This is a genomic window from Providencia xihuensis (genome assembly GCF_041953405.1).
Lineage (GTDB): Bacteria > Pseudomonadota > Gammaproteobacteria > Enterobacterales > Enterobacteriaceae > Providencia > Providencia vermicola.
Map to the genome: position 1 here is coordinate 2,099,981 of NZ_CP169565.1, position 19,039 is coordinate 2,119,019.

General features: G+C 44.2%; 10 protein-coding genes and 1 pseudogene. All 11 read right to left on the bottom strand.

Going from position 1 to position 19,039, the window contains the following annotated elements; translation table 11 throughout:
• Positions 1–2: 2 nt before the first annotated feature.
• Positions 3–1,391 carry a two-component system sensor histidine kinase BaeS gene (gene baeS / locus ACE2AL_RS09350; protein WP_206086498.1) on the bottom strand — a complete coding sequence of 463 codons (1,389 nt, stop codon included), beginning with the start codon at positions 1,389–1,391 and terminating at the stop codon, positions 3–5.
• The gene (mdtC, locus tag ACE2AL_RS09355) at positions 1,381–4,482 is read right to left on the bottom strand and encodes a multidrug efflux RND transporter permease subunit MdtC (protein ID WP_272573201.1); all 3,102 of its coding nucleotides are present in this window, start codon (positions 4,480–4,482) and stop codon (positions 1,381–1,383) included. Before mdtC ends, baeS begins: the two co-directional genes overlap by 11 nt.
• Positions 4,482–7,604 (bottom strand): MdtB/MuxB family multidrug efflux RND transporter permease subunit, encoded by a 3,123-nt coding sequence (locus ACE2AL_RS09360; RefSeq protein ID WP_206086502.1) that lies wholly within the window; start codon positions 7,602–7,604, stop codon positions 4,482–4,484. Before ACE2AL_RS09360 ends, mdtC begins: the two co-directional genes overlap by 1 nt.
• Complete coding sequence (locus ACE2AL_RS09365) at positions 7,604–8,854, bottom strand: MdtA/MuxA family multidrug efflux RND transporter periplasmic adaptor subunit (protein WP_206086504.1); 1,251 nt, start codon at positions 8,852–8,854, stop codon at positions 7,604–7,606. The genes ACE2AL_RS09360 and ACE2AL_RS09365 overlap by 1 nt, the downstream gene beginning before the upstream one ends.
• A 377-nt stretch (positions 8,855–9,231) precedes the next feature.
• Positions 9,232–10,587 (bottom strand): MFS transporter, encoded by a 1,356-nt coding sequence (locus tag ACE2AL_RS09370; protein WP_349415034.1) that lies wholly within the window; start codon positions 10,585–10,587, stop codon positions 9,232–9,234.
• A gap of 589 nt (positions 10,588–11,176) precedes the next feature.
• Positions 11,177–12,448: pseudogene (mgtE, locus tag ACE2AL_RS09375) on the bottom strand (magnesium transporter); the annotation flags it as partial.
• 374 nt (positions 12,449–12,822) lie between these two features.
• The gene (ppx, locus tag ACE2AL_RS09380; protein ID WP_206086517.1) at positions 12,823–14,352 is read right to left on the bottom strand and encodes an exopolyphosphatase; all 1,530 of its coding nucleotides are present in this window, start codon (positions 14,350–14,352) and stop codon (positions 12,823–12,825) included.
• Positions 14,353–14,356: 4 nt separating this feature from the next.
• Entirely contained in the window at positions 14,357–16,426 is a 2,070-nt protein-coding gene (gene ppk1, locus ACE2AL_RS09385) for a polyphosphate kinase 1 (RefSeq protein WP_206086530.1), read from the bottom strand.
• A 54-nt stretch (positions 16,427–16,480) separates the two neighbouring features.
• Positions 16,481–17,068 (bottom strand): spermidine N1-acetyltransferase, encoded by a 588-nt coding sequence (speG, locus tag ACE2AL_RS09390; protein WP_206086537.1) that lies wholly within the window; start codon positions 17,066–17,068, stop codon positions 16,481–16,483.
• A gap of 245 nt (positions 17,069–17,313) precedes the next feature.
• A complete protein-coding gene (gene purN, locus ACE2AL_RS09395; protein WP_375084266.1) occupies positions 17,314–17,952 on the bottom strand; it encodes a phosphoribosylglycinamide formyltransferase in 639 nt (212 codons plus the stop codon).
• Positions 17,952–18,992, bottom strand: coding sequence for a phosphoribosylformylglycinamidine cyclo-ligase (gene purM / locus ACE2AL_RS09400; RefSeq protein WP_206086540.1), 1,041 nt, complete (start codon positions 18,990–18,992; stop codon positions 17,952–17,954). Before purM ends, purN begins: the two co-directional genes overlap by 1 nt.
• Positions 18,993–19,039: the final 47 nt, after the last annotated feature.

Consider the following 19,039-nt stretch of genomic DNA (forward strand, 5'->3'; position numbering starts at 1 on the left):
GGTTAAATCCCTTTTTCCTGAAATTGTAGCGGTAAAGTGATGGTAATTTTGACACCGCCGAGGGATGAAGGCTCTGCGGTGATAGAACCATTATGCGCTTCAACAATATTATAGCAAATGGCTAACCCTAAACCAGAGCCGCCACTGGCGCGGTTACGGGAGCCTTCAGCACGGTAAAATCGCTCAAAAATATGTTGGCACTGCAGCGCGCTCAGACCTGGGGCGCTATCTTGCCAAACAATAGACAGCTGATGGTGTTGCTCTGTGACATCAATGGCAATTTTCCCACCTGAATCAGTATAGCGAAGGCTATTTTCCATCAAATTATAGAATAATTGGTTAATACGGTCTGGGTCAGCAAATACAATGGCTTGTTCGCTAAAGTGGCGTGAAACGGTTAATTGTTGGTCTTCAATACGCCAGCGAGATTGCCCGATGACCATATCCAATAAGGGAATAATATCAATGGGGTGTTTGCGATAGATCAGTGAACCACGGTCAGAAAGCGATAGTTGATGCAAATCATTTACCAATTTGATTAGCGTGTGAGTTTCATTGAGTAGGGAATTAATTGTTTCGGGTGTTGCTTGGCGCACGCCATCTTGTACCGCCTCTAATTCACCGCGTAAAACGGATAACGGCGTGCGCAACTCGTGAGAAATATCTGCCATATAATCACGGCGCATTTGCTCATTTTTTTCAAGGGTAGAGGCGAGGTGGTTGAAATCTTTCGCTAATTGACCAAGTTCGTCGCGGCCTTCTTCAGGTACACGGGTGGTAAAATCACCACGTGCTAACTGATTCGTGCCTTCGAGTAACCGTTTGATGGGTTTTAAAAAACTCCGAGCCAGAAAAATAGTGGCTATCAGTGCCACAAACAGGGAAAGCCCTGCGATCACCCAACTAGTATACAGTTGTTTGCTGTCAAAGCGACGGTCAAGCGCGCTGCTAATACCATCTTCATAGCTGGCAACAAGCCAACCAACGGTGTTGCCATCATCGGTGATAATTGGCTCACGGATTACTTTGCTTGGCAGCGGGGTGTCCTTACCAAAAATTAGTCTATCTTGCGTGTCATAAACCCAAAATATTGTTCTCCATCGCTGGCGCATCGGGCCTCGATGTTGTTGGTGCTCAACAGCGCGCAAAATGCGGAAAAAAGTCCGCTCATCACCTAATAAAAAGCGCCAATTGCCCATTTCTTGATATTGCTCCGCAAGGGCGGCAGAGACTTGTTCCACCCGCTGTTGATCATTTTCTTTAATATAATCAACAAAGCCGTGTTGAAAACTCATGCGTACGCCTTGGTGCATGATCACCACAAGCAGCAAGCAGGTGGCGAAGATAGCCAGAAACAAGCGGGTACTCACACTGTTAAACCTAAGCTTCATGGTGTTTCTCCGTTTTAAGGCGTGACGCTGCCTTTTTGCTTGCCCAACGTTGCCTCAAGCTATCAAAGCTTAAATAGACCACTGGCGTGGTGAATAGTGTGAGCAGCTGGCTCATGATTAAACCGCCAACGATGGTGATCCCCAGCGGTTGGCGTAATTCTGCACCATCACCACTGCCTAAAACTAAGGGTAAAGCACCGAAAATCGCTGCTAGTGTGGTCATCAAAATGGGGCGAAAGCGCAATAAACTGGCGCGAAAAATGGCTTCTCGAGCCGTTAAACCCGCAGTTCGTTGTGCTTGAATAGCAAAGTCCACCATGATGATGGCGTTTTTCTTCACGATGCCAATGAGCAACATAATGCCAATTAAGGCGATTAAACTAAATGGCGTATCAAATAATTCTAAGGCTAATAATGCACCGACCCCTGCAGACGGTAGGGTGGACAAAATTGTCAGTGGGTGAATGTAGCTTTCATACAAAATACCGAGCACTAAATAGACTGTGACGATAGCTGCTAAAATTAAAAATAGCTGTGATTTCAAGGTTTCTTGGAAAACCTGCGCGGTGCCTGCAAAAGTCCCCCGTACAGTAGAAGGCACTCCAAGAGCTGTCATTGTTTTTTCAATTTCCACCATTGCATCATTTAGCGTATAGCCATCCGCCACGTTAAAACCGATCGTGGACGCGGCTGATAACCCTTGGTGATTCACACTAAGTGGCGCGTTGGCAGGTTGCCAGCGAGCAAAATAGGAAAGGGGGATTGCTTGCCCTGTTTTGTTAATTACAAACATGTTATCAAGGGCGCTTACATCTTGGGTATATTCAGGCGCGACTTCCATCACCACTTTATATTGGTTCATGGCTTCATAAATCGTCGAAACTTGACGCTGACCAAAGGCGTTATTCAGTAAACTGTTGGCTTCACGTACATCTATTCCTAATTGTGCCATTAGGTCTCTGTCATAGGTGATGGCCATTTCTGCGCCTTTGTCTTCTTTATCAGAGTTCACATCCGTTAATTGTGGAAGCTCACCTAATGCTTTACGGATGGCGGGCTCCCAATCTCTTAGCGCATTAAGCTCATCAGCAAGCAAGGTAAATTGGTAGCTGGCATTTGCCTGGCGACCGCCAACACGGATATCTTGTACTGGCATCATAAACAAGTTTGCCCCTGGCTCGTTGGCAAGCTTGGTGCGTAAACGGTTAATAACGGTCGCTGAATTTTCAGTGCGCTCCCCAAGGGGTTTCAGGGAGATATACATAAAACCACTGTTAACGCGGCTGCCACCCGTAAACCCTGTTACATTATCGATAGCGGGGTCTTCTTTAACCTGTTCCATAAAGCGGGTCATTTTTTCTTTCATTGATTGGAACGAGATACTTTGGTCGGCACGGACAAAGCCCAATACACGACCTGTATCTTGTTCAGGAAAAAATGCTTTAGGAACAGTAATATATAAATAAACATTAAGCCCAATAGTGGCAAACAAAATCGCTAATACGCTACGGCGGTGGTTTAACACCCAGTTTAGTGCAATACCATAGCGTTCTTGAACCCACAGTAAGATACGACCAAAGCCACGGTGTTTGGCTTTACTATTTTTTCCCCGCTTTTTAAGCAAATATGCGCACATCATGGGGGTCAGAGTGAGGGAAACAATTAATGAAATCCCAATTGCGGTTGCAAGGGTAATGGCAAACTCACGAAAAAGCCGACCAACCAGCCCATCCATCAAGAGGAGAGGGATAAACACTGCAACCAAGGATATACTCATGGAGACGACAGTAAAGCCGACTTCATGCACCCCTTTGACTGCAGCCATAAAGGGCTTCATGCCATTTTCAATATGACGGGAAATATTCTCCAAAACCACAATTGCATCATCGACCACAAAGCCCGTAGCAACGGTCAATGCCATCAATGATAAGTTGTTAAGACTAAAGCCACATAAATACATGGCAGTAAAAGTACCAATTAGCGAAACAGGTACGGCAATAGCGGGAATTAAGGTAGCACGTCCAGAACGTAGGAATAGCAGTACCACCAAAATAACCAATGCGACGGCGATTAACAGGGCACGTTCCACTTCTGCAAGGGAAGCGCGAATGGTCGGCGTTCTATCTTGTGCGACTTTGAGGTCAATGGCGGCAGGGATCATGTCCCTAAATTCAGGGATTTCAGCCCGTATGCGATTGACGGTTTCAATAATATTGGCACCCGCCTCACGGCGGATCACAATCAAGATGGCGGGCTTGCCATCTGCCATTCCAGCTGCACGGACATTCTCAATAGAATCTTTGACATTGGCAACGTCACTGAGCTTAACTGCGTTGCCTGCCTTATAGTGCACAATAATTGGCCGGTAATCTGCCGCTTTTTTTAACTCATCGTTGGTTTGTACCTGATACCGTTTTTCGTCATCGTTAATGTAGCCTTGGGGTTGGCGCACGTTAGCGCTACTGATGGCTGAGCGCACGGCATCAAGGGATACGCCTTGGTTGAATAACGCTGTTGGGTTTAATTCCACACGCACTGCGGGAAGTGAACCACCGCCTACAGAAACCTCACTAACGCCTTCAATTTGTGCAATACGTTGGGCAAGGCGTGTCGAGGCGATATCATAAATTTCCCCTGTTCCTAAGGTCTGCGATGTCATGGTTAAAATCATGATTGGCGCATCGGATGGATTCGATTTGTAGTAGCGTGGGCGACTGGGCATACCGCTAGGCAGCAGGGTTTGGGCGGCATTAATGGCGGCTTGGACTTCCCGCGCCGCGTTATTGATATCTTTATCAAGATTAAATTCGAGGGTGATTGTGGTGCGACCCAGTGCGCTGCTTGAAGTCATCTCACTGATCCCTGCTATGCTGCCTAATGAACGCTCTAAAGGCGTTGCAACGGAAGATGCCATGGTTTCAGGAGATGCGCCAGGAAGTGACGCTGTCACGTTAATCACAGGGTAGTCCACTTGGGGAAGCGGCGCGACAGGTAAAAAGAGAAAACTTAATGCACCGCACAAGGTGATCGCTACACTAATCAGTGTGGTGGCAACGGGGCGGCTAATAAACAGGGCGAAAAAGCGTTTCATTACGATACCTGCGCCTTATTTATTTGACGGCGTGCTTTTAGGTAATGTGACAAACGGTCAAATAACAAATAAATCACAGGGGTCGTGAATAACGTTAATATCTGGCTCATAATCAAGCCCCCTACCATACAAATCCCCAGCGGTTGGCGCAACTCGGCACCTACACCCGTACTGAGCATTAACGGCAATGCACCTAGCAATGCAGCCATTGTTGTCATCAATATTGGGCGAAAACGTAATAAACAAGCTTGATAGATGGCATCATACGGTGACATGCCTTGTTCTCGCTCTGCGGCTAGAGCAAAGTCAATCATCATGATGGCGTTCTTTTTCACGATACCAATCAATAAGATAATCCCTATTACCGCGATAACATCGAGGTCTTTTCCTGCCATCATTAAGGCGAGCAGTGCACCCACGCCCGCCGTGGGTAAGGTCGAAAGAATGGTAATGGGGTGAATAAAGCTCTCATATAAAATACCTAGCACGATGTACATCGCCACAATCGCGGCTGCGATTAGCCAAATGGTGCTGCTTAATGCAGCTTCAAAGGCTAACGTCGCGCCTTGGAATTGCGTAGTAATGGATTTTGGCATCGAAATTTGTGATTCCGCGTGCTTAACCGCATTGACTGCGGATTCTAAGGATGCGCCATCGGCCACATTAAATGAGAATGTCACAGCAGGGAATTGATCAAGATGATTAATCGCCAATGGGCCATAGCCTTCTTGAATGTTCACTAAGGTACTGAGTGGCACTATGGCGCCATCGGTACCTTTTAAGCGAATATCGTTCAGGGCATCCATACCATCGCGGGTTTGCGTATCATGCTCTAAAATGACGCGATATTGATTCGATTGGGTATAAATGGTTGAAATCATGCGCTGACCAAAGGCATTGTACAGCGCGTTATCGATGGATGACATGGTAATGCCAAAACGGCTTGCTGTATCGCGGTTAACATTCACATAAGCGACTAACCCTTTATTTTGCCAATCACTACTCACATCCGTTAACTCAGGTTGCTGCTCTAACTCACTCATCAACTTAGGCACCCAAGTCGATAACTCATCAAGGGTACTTGCTTGCAAGGTGAATTGATATTGAGTACGAGCCACTTGCGTATCAATGGTTAAATCTTGCATTGGTTGTAGGTATAAATTCACTCCCGCAATGTTATCTACGGATTGTTGCAGACGAGCAATAATAGCAACGACGCGATCTTCACGCTCATCAAGGGGTTTTAAGGTAATCTGAAGGCGCGCATTATTCAGTGTTGCGTTTGTGCCATCGACGCCGACGTAGGTGGTGACGTTATCAACGGCAGGGTCGGCGAGGAGCTTGTTCGCGACTTCTTGCTGCTTTTGTGCCATCGCAGAAAACGAAATGGATTGCCGACTTTCAATGGAGCCTTGAATAATGCCGCTGTCTTGTAATGGGAAGAAGCCTTTTGGGATCCACATATATAACAAGACGGTGAGTACCATAGTACCAAGCGCAACGGACAGCGTGAGCCACTGGTGGTTTAAAATTCGCTTCAGCCAAATGGCATAACCTGCCACCATGCGGTCAAAGAATCGCTCACATGCTAACTCAAAACGGTTATGTTTATGCTGCGATTCTGGTTTTAATAACCGCGCACACATCATTGGGGTGAGCGTGAGGGATACTACCGCTGAAATCAAAATGGCAACAGCAAGGGTGATGGCAAATTCACGGAATAAGCGGCCAACAATATCCCCCATAAATAACAGCGGAATTAACACAGCAACAAGAGAGAAGGTTAGGGATATGATGGTAAAACCAATTTCCCCCGCGCCTTTTAATGCCGCAACCAGCGGTTTATCCCCTTGTTCTAAATAGCGGGAGATATTTTCGATCACGACAATGGCATCGTCCACGACAAAGCCTGTAGCGATGGTTAGCGCCATTAATGTTAGGTTATTCACGGAGAATCCGCAAAAATACATCACCGCAAAGGTGCCAACCAGGGAAAGTGGCACTGCGATACCTGGAATTAACGTGGCAATCCCGTTGCGTAAAAAGAGATAAATGACCATGACAACCAGCGCGATGGCTAACATCAACTCAAATTGCACATCATTGACTGAAGCGCGGATGGTGCTGGTTCTGTCCGTTAAAATATCGACATTAACGGATTTAGGGAGGCTCTCAATAAGTTCAGGTAATAATGTACGAATAGTATCCGTGGTTTCAATTACGTTCGCACCAGGTTGGCGCTGAACGTTAATCACGATCGCTTGTTCGTTGTTTGCCCATGCCCCGAGATATGCATTTTCAGCACCTTCTTTGACGGTTGCAATGTCGCCAAGGCGAACAGGTGCACCATTTTGGAATGCAACAATTAACTTACGGTAATCATCGAGGGATTTCATTTGGTCATTGGCGGAAAGGGTCACCGCGCGAGTTGGGCCGTCAAAACTCCCTTTAGCAGAATTGACGTTGGCATTATTAATCGCGACACGAATAGTTTCGCTGTCCAGCCCTTTGGCTGCCATCGCTTGAGGGTTAAGATTCACCCGCACAGCAGGGCGTTGACCGCCAGCGAGTGTCACTAAACCCACACCATTAACTTGGGAGATTTTTTGTGCGATCCGCGTTTCAATAATATCTTGTACTTGTGTCAACGGCATGGCATCGGATGTCACCGCTAACGTTAAAACAGGCGGGTCTGCAGGATTCACTTTGTTATAGATGGGGGGGTAAGGTAAATCCGATGGCAGTAGACTGCTGGCGGAATTAATCGCGGCTTGTACTTCTTGTTCAGCAACCTCTAACGGCAATGAAAGCTGGAACATCAAAGTGATCACAGACGCGCCACCTGAGCTCTGGGATGACATCTGCTTTAAGCCTGACATCTGCCCAAATTGGGTTTCCAGAGGGGCTGTAACTGCGGAGGTCATGACATCAGGACTTGCGCCAGGATACAGCGTCACGACCTGAATGGTGGGGTAATCGACCTCAGGTAAAGCGGAAACGGGTAAGAAGCGATAGCCAATAATCCCTGCCAGTAATATAGCCACCATGAATAAGGTTGTTGCAACTGGGCGCAAGATAAATAGGCGAGATGGGCCGCCACCTTTTAACATTTCAGGCCGCATTATGCTTTCTCCGCACGAGTCGGTTGACCTTTACGGGGTTCTTTGTCTTTTTTCGCTAAGCTTTCAGGGGTAACGACTTCAACTGTTGTACCATCGGTGAGCTTATCTACACCGTCTGTAATCACTTTTGTGTTGGCGGCTAAACCACTTTCAATCACTACCTGTTGGCTATCTTGCATCCCTACAGTGACGGTATGCTTGCTCACTTTATTATCTTCACTGAGAACCCAGACATAATGGCCTTCATTACCCATTTGTAAGGCTGCGGTGGGGATAACTACAGCATCTTGTAGGGTTTCGACTTGCATCTTCACATTCACAAATTGGTTCGGGAACAATTTTTGTTCCTCATTGGTGAAGCGTGCTTTAATTTTCAATGTGCCTGTTGCCGCATCAATTTGGTTATCGGTACTGAGCAGTTCGCCACGAGCAATCAGGGCAATGTTATTACGATCCCAAGCTTCAATCAGGACATTTTTACTGTTCGCTTGGGCTTGCTGGATTGCGGGGATATCCCCTTCAGGTAAGGCAAACAATACATCTGCGGGCTGCGTTTGGGTGATCACAACAATCGGTGTTGATGTTCCCGACGAGACAAAATTACCCACATCGACTTGTTTTAAACCTACACGTCCAGAAATAGGGGCTGTGATTTTGCTGTAAGTTAATTGCAACTTAGCACTGTCGACAGCGGCTTGATCGACTTTAATACTGCCTTGAGCTTGTAATACTAATGCACGTTGGTTATCCAGTTCTTGTTGTGAAATGACTTTTGTACCCGCTAATTTTTGGTAACGGGCTAAATCCAGTTGAGCATTGGCGAGTGTTGCCTTGTCTTTTGCGAGCTGGCCTTCAGCTTGGGCTAATTGTACCTCAAATGGGCGAGGGTCGATTTGTGCGAGCAAATCCCCTGCATTGACGTATTGCCCTTCAGTAAAATAGAGCTTCATCAATTGCCCTTCAACGCGGCTGGTTACTGTCACCACATTAGCGGCTTGGACCGTTCCTAAGCCCGATAAAAACCGTGGAACCACTTTTTGTTCAGCGACAGCAAATTGTACTGGTGCTAAAACGCGAGGAGGGCGGCCCATTGCACTGCGTTGTGAATTGGGTTTGGCAACCGCGCTTGAGTTAGGCGTATCTGCGGTTTTTTCTTGATTGTAAAAATACCAAGTCGCTCCAGCGGCCACAATGATGGCAACAAAAATAGCAGAGCGAGTAAAAGATTTGCGGCGATTTTGCTTATTCATTTTTGGTCATTCGCTTAACTCAAAAGAGTGGATAAAATTAGTCTGGCTGTGAGGCAAAAAACTAACTGAAAAGAGTCAGTTACACATACTAATAGTTTAGCCTGATAGGCACAAAGAAAAATGGAGGAATTATGAATAAGTGTCAATTTATGTGGTGTGAGTGCGATGCAAAATAAACTTACTATTTTTAGGGGAAGCTAATCTTTGCGTCTTTGTACCTAAAATAAGCTAAATAGCCCCTAAATTAATTACCAACAGGGATTGATCCGTTAGAGCTGGTCTTTGCATTGCTTATTGCAACGTGGTTATTTATAAAATAAAAATGGCCTCGGTTTAAATTCAACCCGAGGCCATTGTATTGAGGTATGACAAGCTGTTTATTGTGTTGCACTGGTGTTTAATACAGGTGCTCGATCATCAGTTTGGTTTTCTTTTGCTGTCCACCCCTTCCAAGAAAGAGGAATGAAGGCAACGGCAACGGCTAACAATGACACGCCTGCCACATAATACGCAGGCGCCATGTGAGATTGTTGCAACCATGCGCCTGTTAAAATTGGTGTTAAACCACCAAAGATGGCGTAGGCAACGTTATAAGCGAATGATAAACCTGAATAACGAATTTCAGGTGGGAATGCACGCGTGCTGATAATTGGCGTTGTTGCAATCGCACCGACAAAGAAGCCCATCAAGCCATAGTTAAAAATTAAGGTGTTGGCGGCAATATCCGTTGATAAAGATGAATAGAAATAAATCGCGGTGACTGCTAATCCGCCCCATGACAAGGTCATAGAAGTACGAGTACCTGTTTTATCCCCTAACCAGCCCCAAAAAATACAGCCTAACGTCAGGGTTAATGTGGCAGCACAGTTGGCTTGTAACGCAATATTACGGTCAATATTGTAGATGCCTTTTAAAACCACATCAGGTGTCATCAAAATCGTCACAACAATCGCCGTTGATAATGACCATGTCAGCGCTGCAGTGATCATACAGGCTTGCTTATGGGATTTAATGACCGTTTTTACAGGTAATTCTTGAGACAACGCTTTCTTCGCAGCTAACTCCCTAAAAATAGGTGTTTCTTGCAAGAAACGACGTAAATACACAGAGATAAAGCCAAAGATACCGCCCAAGATAAACGGAATACGCCATGCGAAGTCATGGACTTCAGCAGTCGTGTAAGTGCGCTCGATAATGATAGCCACGATGGAACCTAATAAGATACCACCAGTGATCCCTGACGTTAATGTGCCAACACCTAAGCCGTAACGCTGTTTTGGCGTATGCTCCGCGATAAATACCCATGCCCCTGGCATTTCACCACCGATAGCGGCACCTTGCATGATGCGCATTAACAATAATAACAGTGGCGCTGCGGCACCAATGGTTTCAAATGTTGGCAAGAAACCAATTACGAATGTTGGAAATGCCATCAAGAAAATACTCAAGGTGAACATTTTTTTACGGCCAATTTTGTCACCAAAGTGAGCCATAATAATGCCGCCAAGTGGGCGAGCAAGGTAACCCGCTGCAAACAAGCCAAGTGTCGCCATTAGCGCGAGAAATTCATTATCCCCAGGGAAAAAGAGCTGAGAAATAATTTTCGCGTAGAAGACGAAAATAACGAAATCATAAAATTCCAGTGTGCCGCCTAAAGAGGACAAGCCTAAGGTTTTATAATCTTCTTTGCCCAACGGTCGTGCCGAGGGCTGGCTGGTTGTTTGCGATGTCATAATACTATCCTTCTAAAATACCTGAAAATATTCACGATGATATAAATTCAGGGTAACAAGCATTTACTCAAAATAATGAGCCAATCATATTTATTGGGTGCAGATAAGAGGTCGAAAACGTTGGATGGGTATAACGTAGTTCAATACACAGTATCTTTTTGCATGCCTTATTTATAGCAGGAAATTCTATATTCTGTAAACCGCAACACCAAAAACAAGCATAACATTCTTATTAGTTTTCTTTGTTAGGGTTTAATATCTAATGCGGCTTTAAATAACCTTATATGATGTTAATAATCTTCATTTTGCAGAATATCGTATATTTAAAATAGTAATATATTTAGTTAATTATGATTAATTTAATAATTTCTTACTATTTAATGTAATGAAATAAACACTAAATATAATTATTTGAATGGTAATTTTAATCTATATAATAGATGAACTTGCTAATAAAATAATAAATACTTTGCAATGCAATGAGTTTTCTACGTTAAGTTTGAAATGTTTGTGTGGTTTTTATTGGAAATGGCGGAGTTTTATAAATCGTGCATGCTCAACGCTCTCGCTGAACATGCACGAACAAAGATTATACTAAGAATAGGGTAGCGAGGCCGAGGAAAATAAAGAAGCCGCCAGTATCGGTGATAGCTGTAATCATTACGCTAGAGCCAATAGCAGGGTCTTTCCCCATTTTGATCATAATAAGTGGGATAAGCACACCCATTATTGCCGCCATCAATAGGTTTAGTACCATTGCAAGCGTCATCACTGCACCCATGGCAAGATCGCCATAGAGGAAATAGGTGACTACCCCCATGATACCGCCCCAGACAATACCGTTGATAAAGGCGACACCCAGCTCCCTGAGCATTAAGAAGGAAAAGCTACCACTTTGGATCTGGTGGAGTGCGATCGCACGCACGATCATGGTGATAGTTTGGTTCCCTGTATTTCCGCCAATCCCAGCCACAATAGGCATCAAAGTGGCGAGAGCAACCAGCTGAGAGATGGTGTCTTCAAACACACCAATCACACGGGATGCGACGAAAGCAGTACACAAGTTGATGGCCAGCCATGTCCAACGGGTTTTAACCGCTTGGCCTACAGGCGCAAAAACGTCTTCTTCAGGGCTTAACCCCCCCATACGACGGATGCTGTTATCATTTTCTTCGCTAATATTATCAACGATGTCTTCAACCGTCAGACGACCCATCAGTAAGCCATTGCTGTCCACAACGGCAGCAGAAATTAAGTCATACCGTTCGAACGCGCTCGCTGCGTCTTCCCCTTTTTCATCAGGCAGGAAGGTAACCGTATCCGTTTTCATGACGTCGGCGACGATTTTATCGGGTGATTGTGTCAAAATGGTGGTTAGAGGTAATTCCCCTTGCAGATAATTGTTGTTATCTACTACGAAAATTTTATCGGTGGCTTCTGGAATTTTGCCGCGTTGGCGTAAGTAACGTTGTACTGTTTTTAAGGCTACGTTTGGACGAACGGTGACGAATTCGAAATCCATCATTTGGCCGACACTGTCTTTTGCGTATTGTAAAACTTCGCGAATACGGCTGCGTAGGCTTGGTTCTAAATAGGTTAACAGGCGGCGCATGGTGTCGCGCGGAAGATGTTCGGCAATGTAGGCTTGTTCATCCACATGTAAGCTAGCAACCGCGCGTAGCAATTCTCTATCCGACATGTCTTTAATCAGGCTGTCCCATACAGAGACAGAAGCCTCGACGAGTACTTCACCGCGCTCGTTATTATCGACTAAACGCCATAAGGCGAGACGTTCATCGTAGGGTAACATTTCTAAAATATCGGCGATATCCGCGGTGTGTAAATCGAGAAGTAATTCTTTAACAGTACTGATTTTTTCACTAATTGCTTTGTCATCAATACTGACGTGTTGATCATTTTCAACAAGTGCGTGGACGAATTCCTCGTCATCTAAAAAAAGCGTCAGGATCTGCTGGCGAATGTGTGCCAGCTTTTGTGAGTGCGGGTTAACTATTGGCCCCACATCGTTTGAGAAAGCAGATTGTGACATTTTAATCCTTAAAACAATAGCCGCGCCGAAGCGCGTTTTATTAATTCGTCTGTGAGCGGACGAAATTTATTATCATTATTGTCGCCCATTTGAATAATATATCAAATAGTCGCACCAAACAGGCAGTGATTTCCGCGTTTAGCGTGAAAAAAACAAGAAGAAATCACCACAATAATGGCTGAAAGTTATTTATTCTCCGCGCATATACTTAATGACCAACCAGGAACATCTTCCCAATAAGCACTTTCTTTTTCTAAATCCAATAACATCAAGGCATTTTGCTCAAGATATTCTGCAGGTAAATAAAGTGTCCAATATCCATCGTCTGTTTCGATGCGCAAAGATGATGGAATGGTGGTGGATTGACGTTGATTATTTAATAAAATAGCGAGCCGCAAAATTTGAATTAACGGCATAAACTGTTTGCGTTTAAATAGGTTAAACTTAGGAATATCATCGTATTTTATGGCTCGGCGATGATTTCTCACTAGCGTAGCTAACAACAGTTGTTGTTCTTGGTTAAAGCCAGGCAAATTGGTATTTTGCAAAATATAAGCGGAGTGGCGATGCATGCCACTATGGTTAATGCTTAATCCAACTTCATGAAGCATCACTGCCCAAATTAAAATAGACTCTAATTGTGGATTGATTTGTTTAGGATTTTGTTGACCCCATTGGTAATAAAGTTCTTCCATGGTTTTCAACACCCGTTTTGCTTGTTCTCTATCAATATTGTAGTGCTCAGCAAGGCTTAAAGCAGTTCGTTGGCGAATATCTTGGTGGCGAAAACGGCCCTCCATTTCATATAAAACCCCTTCGCGCAGTGCGCCATCCGATAATCGCAATTCTTTAATCTCTAATGAGTCAAAAACCGCCAGTAAAATCGCTAAGCCAGGAACAAAAACCTGTTTGCGTTCATTGGACAGTCCAGGAATATCCAGAGAAGAAAAAGTTTTATATTTCAACGCCATATTTTTTATTTCAGTAAGGCGTTCACGGGTAATCATGCCGTCTTTGTAACCAAGTTCCACTAAAACCCCGTGTGCTGCTTTAATGGTCCCCGACGCCCCCATTGCGACATCCCATGTGTATTTTTTAAATAGAATGGCAGTGCTTTCTAATTTTAAACAAGCCGCAAGGTAAGCACGGTTAAAAAATTCAGGTGTGATAGTTTCATTATGAAAATAGTTTTTTGCAAAGCTGACACAGCCCATTCGGCGGCTTTCAATCAATAAGGGTTCAAATTTTTCACCGATAACAATTTCGGTCGAACCACCACCAATGTCTAAAACCAGTTTACGGCCTTTTTCTGGCTGGGTATGTTCGACACCCATAAAAATTAAACGGGCTTCTTCTTGCCCTGAAATAATTTCAATAGGATAGGGAATGATCTCTTTTGCGCGTTGCAAAAAATCTTTCACATTGGTGGCGACACGTAAGGAATGGGTGCCCACAATGCAGACGTTATCGGGGGAAAAGCCTTGCAGGCGTTCGGCGAATAGTGCTAAACAAGAAAGCCCGCGTTCCATCGCTTCTTCACTTAATTCATTGGTATCGCTCAGTCCATCAGCAAGGTGAACACGTTTTTTTAGGCGGGTAAGTACTTGAAGCGCACCATTGACAACGCGCGCAATCACCATATGAAAGCTATTTGAACCTAGGTCAATGGCCGCAATTTCTTGGGGTCTTGGTGCTGATGATGTTGTTATTGGCATAGTATCAAGCTCGGGTATCTGGCGTTTCAAGTGATTTCAAATGTTCATAAATGGCAAGCTGAGAACGAATTTTTCGCTTGTTGCCGCGGGGAACATAATGATTACTTAAATCTTTGTCAACATAACGCGCTTTTACAGTATCACTGAATTGTAATTCCAGAATATCCAAAACCCGTTGTTTTAAAAGGGGATCGACTAATTGAACCGCGACTTCAATTCGGTAGTCAATATTTCGAGTCATCCAATCAGCTGAAGAAATAAAGACTTTTTCGTCTCCTGCGTTGGCAAACACATAGACGCGGTCATGCTCCAAAAAGCGGTCAACAATGCTGGTGACTTGAATGTTTTCACTGTAACCCGCTTGGCCAGCCACTAGCGAACACATCCCACGAACTAATAAACGAATTTTCACCCCTGCATTAGAGGCGTCATAGAGCTTGTCAGTCAGTTCTTTATCAACCAAGTTATTAATTTTTAATGTAATTCCACTTGGTAGACCTTCCAGAGCGTTGGTAATTTCTTGGTCAATTAACGCAGTTAACTTTGTCCGTGTATTTTGTGGTGAAACCATCAAATTATCGAAGGTGACAGGGCGATATGGGTTTTCAATAAAGCTAAATACGCGGCGCACTTCATTGGTGATTTGCTCGTTAGCCGTTAGTAAGGAATAGTCGGTATACAACCGTGCCGTTTTTTCGTTAAAGTTTCCAGTCCCAATGTGGGCATAACGGACAATTTGGCCTTCTTCCATACGGGAGATGATAAATAACTTGGCATGAATTTTCAGACCTGGCGCGGAGAAAATAACATGCACACCTGCTTCTGTTAATCGTTTAGCCCAATGGATGTTCGCTGCTTCATCAAAACGTGCTTGTAATTCAACGACCACAGTGACTTTTTTGCCGTTGTGTGCCGCGTGGATCACGGAATCGATGATACGTGAATCTTTTGCGACACGATAAATATTGATTTTAATGGATATCACATTTGGGTCGAATGAGGCTTGGCGCAATAACTCCAAGGTATGCTCAAAGGTATAATACGGGTAATACAGCAACACATCGCGTTCCCGAATGGCATCAAAACCGTTACGGAAATTATCAAACCAGCGGTGGCGCAAGCGAGGCAATGGTTTGTTTAATAGATTTTTATTTCCTTCATTGGGGAAATTAATAAAGTCTTTGAAGTTATGATAACGGCCACCCGCAATGACGGAGTCATCGTTGGATAATCCCAGTTTTTCCCGCAACAAGGCGACCATTTCATCAGGCATATCCCGTTGATAAACAAAACGCACAGGCTCTGCGGTTAAGCGCTGTTTTAACGTCGACGACATGATTTCCAGCAAGCTGGACTCCATTTCGGTAGCGATATCATACTCGGCGTCACGAGTCATTTTCATGGAATACGCGTTAAGTTCGTCGTAATCGAAAAAGCCTTTGAAAATTTCGTCTAACGTATAACGAAGAATGTTATCAATTAAAATCATGGATTTACGACGCTTTGGCATTTCAGGCGGGAGATTAACAAAACGCGGGACTTTATCCGATGGAATTTCTAGCAGTGCATATTGAATGTCATTGCCATTAATTATCTCAACCGCAAGATAGGTATAGTCATCTTTTAAAAATTCAACTAAATCTGTGTCTGGGTTGATTAAAATCGGTGTAATATGTTGGCGCAGATTTTGGCGAAAATATTGGCGCAACCAAATTTGTTGGCGTGGGGAAATCTGTCGCTCATTAATCAGGAAGATTTGGTTACGGGCCATTTCAAGCAATAAATCATTATATAAAACGTCAAACTCTTGTTCTTGTTTGGCGACTTTTGCTTGAATGCGCTTAAGTAAATGGCGAGAGCCACTGGCAGAGCCACGTTCTTCATTAATTAAAATACGGCGCTTCACGTCGGCGAAGCGCACTTTATAGAACTCGTCTAAGTTATTGGAATAAATGCCCAAAAAACGCATTCGCTCAATTAACGGGTTACGCTTATCGGCGGCTTCTTGCAAAACGCGCTCGTTAAAAGACAGCCAGCTTAGCTCTTTTTCATGATAGAGACGTTCTTGGGACATTCTGACTCCGTATTAGACGCTTGTTACTTAATGGCGATTGTATCAGCCAGTTAACTAAATGTGATGCTTAATTGCTTTATCTTGTGCGATGACGCTTTCAGGGTTCTCTGATTGCTGTTTCATTGCAAAATATTGCTGTTGGAAAACGCACATACGGATAGCCGTATGGTAGCGACCATTCACGAAAAACTCATCAATCAATTCACCTTCAGTATGGAAGCCAAGTTTATTATAAATGTGGATCGCTTTGACATTTTCTTTATCAACAATGAGATAAAGCTTATACAAATTTAATACAGAGAAAGCATAGTCCATTGCCAGCCTTGCTGCACGGCTCGCATAGCCATGGCCTTGGTGGTGCGGTGCAATGATAATTTGGAACTCAGAACGGCGGTGAACATAATCAATTTCAACCAATTCAACTAACCCGACTTTTTCGCTATCATTTTCCACGATAAAACGGCGTTCGGATTGGTCATGAATATGTTTGTCGTAAAGATCACTTAGCTCAACAAAGGCCTCGTAAGGCTCTTCAAACCAGTAGCGCATCACACTGGCGTTGTTATCAAGTTGATGAATAAACGCTAAATCTTCACGTTCAAGTGGGCGCAACCTAAACGGATGAACTTGCCCGGTAGTCATAAAACACCTCTATTGGTTATGAAAAAACATTTTTTGCTTAAATAAGGATACCACTTATTTGGGATAAAATAATGACATAACACAGAGAGATCATCCCCTTGTTGAAGAATAGTTCACTTTATGCAGAACTAAGTGGTTAATCGCTGAAAAAACAATCAATTGACAGATTGTATATTCGCCAATTTTAGTGCAACAAAAAGGGTGGAAATTCCACCCTTTGAATCGTTATTTATACAGAAAATAAACTACTCATTAGCATAACCCTGTTGAGGGAGCACTTTACCATCTAATACGGCTTTACCTTCAACCATGGTCAAGCGGGTATCACTAAACCATTGTACAACCAGAGGGTAAATAGTATGTTCTTGCGTTTTTACTCGTTCAATGAGGTCTGCTTCGGTATCTTCAGGGAAAATAGGAACTTTAGCCTGTAATATCACAGGGCCACCGTCTAATTCCTCAGTGACAAAATGAACGGAAGTACCATGTTCTTTATCACCATTTTCCAAAGCCTTACGATGAGTATGTAGCCCAGGGTATTTAGGCAATAAAGAAGGGTGAATATTGAGTAATTTCCCTGTGAAATGAGTGACAAAATCAGGGGATAAAATACGCATAAACCCAGCTAAGACTACCAAGTCTGGTTGGTATTGTTCAATAAGCGCTAATAAAGCGGCATCATAGGCTTGGCGATTGCTATACGCTTTTGCATCAAGGCAAGCGGCAGGGATCCCTGCCTGCTGTGCCCGCACTAGTCCATAAGCCGTGTTTTGGTTGCTCACTACGGCCACAATGCGACCCTTTATTGTGCCTGACTGGCAACCTTCAATGATCGATTGTAAGTTACTGCCACTGCCAGAAATGAGGACAACGATTTTTTTCATTAGCGGATCACAACCTGCTCTTCACCCGCAGGTAATTGGCCGATTGAACCAATTTGCCATGCGTTTTCACCTAGTGATGTTAATAACGCTAATGCGGTATTGACTTCACTTTGTGGCAGGGCAATGATGATGCCAACACCGCAGTTAAAGGTGCGGTACATTTCATGGGTACTGACATCACCCGCGTTTTGTAGCCAACTAAAAACTGAAGGCCATTGCCAGCTACTACCATCAATAATCGCTTGGGTATTATCCGGTAGAACGCGTGGGATATTTTCCCAGAAACCGCCGCCTGTAATGTGTGCGATCGCATGAATGTCATTCTTCGCAATCAGCTCTAACACGTTTTTCACATAAATACGTGTAGGTTCTAATAAATGGTCAGCCAATGATTTGCCATCTAATTGTTCAGTTTCGGGGTTCGTTTTGCTGACTTCTAAAATTTTACGCACTAATGAATAGCCGTTTGAGTGAGGGCCACTTGAGGCGAGGGCGATTAGCGCATCACCTGCGCTGACTTTGCTACCATCAATGATTTCAGAGCGCTCAACCACACCGACGCAAAAGCCTGCAACGTCATAGTCTTCACCATGGTACATTCCTGGCATTTCAGCGGTTTCACCACCCACTAATGCGCAGCCAGATTGTTTACAGCCATCGGCAATTCCCGTGATGACGCTGGCAGCGGTATCAACGTCTAATTTACCTGTCGCGTAGTAATCAAGGAAGAATAATGGCTCAGCGCCTTGAACGATAAGGTCATTAACGCACATGGCAACAAGGTCAATCCCGATTGAATCATGGCGTTTTAAATCCATTGCCAGACGTAATTTTGTCCCAACGCCGTCGGTACCTGAAACAAGTACGGGCTCTCGGTATTTTTGTGGCAGGGAACATAATGCACCGAACCCACCAAGACCCCCCATCACTTCGGGACGACGCGTTTCTTTTACGACACCTTTAATACGTTCAACCAGTGCGTTACCTGCATCAATATCGACACCGGCATCTTTATAGCTGAGAGAGGTTTTATCAGTCACTACGGCCCCCAAGGCAATTACATTTTTGAGAAAAATAACATCATGGT

What these genes read in the sequence shown, in the direction of transcription:
- baeS (WP_206086498.1), bottom strand. Translation starts at nt 1,391, where the DNA reads ATGAAGCTTAGGTTTAACAGTGTGAGTACCCGCTTGTTTCTGGCTATC.
- mdtC (WP_272573201.1), bottom strand. Translation starts at nt 4,482, where the DNA reads ATGAAACGCTTTTTCGCCCTGTTTATTAGCCGCCCCGTTGCCACCACA.
- ACE2AL_RS09360 (WP_206086502.1), bottom strand. Translation starts at nt 7,604, where the DNA reads ATGCGGCCTGAAATGTTAAAAGGTGGCGGCCCATCTCGCCTATTTATC.
- ACE2AL_RS09365 (WP_206086504.1), bottom strand. Translation starts at nt 8,854, where the DNA reads ATGAATAAGCAAAATCGCCGCAAATCTTTTACTCGCTCTGCTATTTTT.
- ACE2AL_RS09370 (WP_349415034.1), bottom strand. Translation starts at nt 10,587, where the DNA reads ATGACATCGCAAACAACCAGCCAGCCCTCGGCACGACCGTTGGGCAAA.
- ppx (WP_206086517.1), bottom strand. Translation starts at nt 14,352, where the DNA reads ATGCCAATAACAACATCATCAGCACCAAGACCCCAAGAAATTGCGGCC.
- ppk1 (WP_206086530.1), bottom strand. Translation starts at nt 16,426, where the DNA reads ATGTCCCAAGAACGTCTCTATCATGAAAAAGAGCTAAGCTGGCTGTCT.
- speG (WP_206086537.1), bottom strand. Translation starts at nt 17,068, where the DNA reads ATGACTACCGGGCAAGTTCATCCGTTTAGGTTGCGCCCACTTGAACGT.
- purN (WP_375084266.1), bottom strand. Translation starts at nt 17,952, where the DNA reads ATGAAAAAAATCGTTGTCCTCATTTCTGGCAGTGGCAGTAACTTACAA.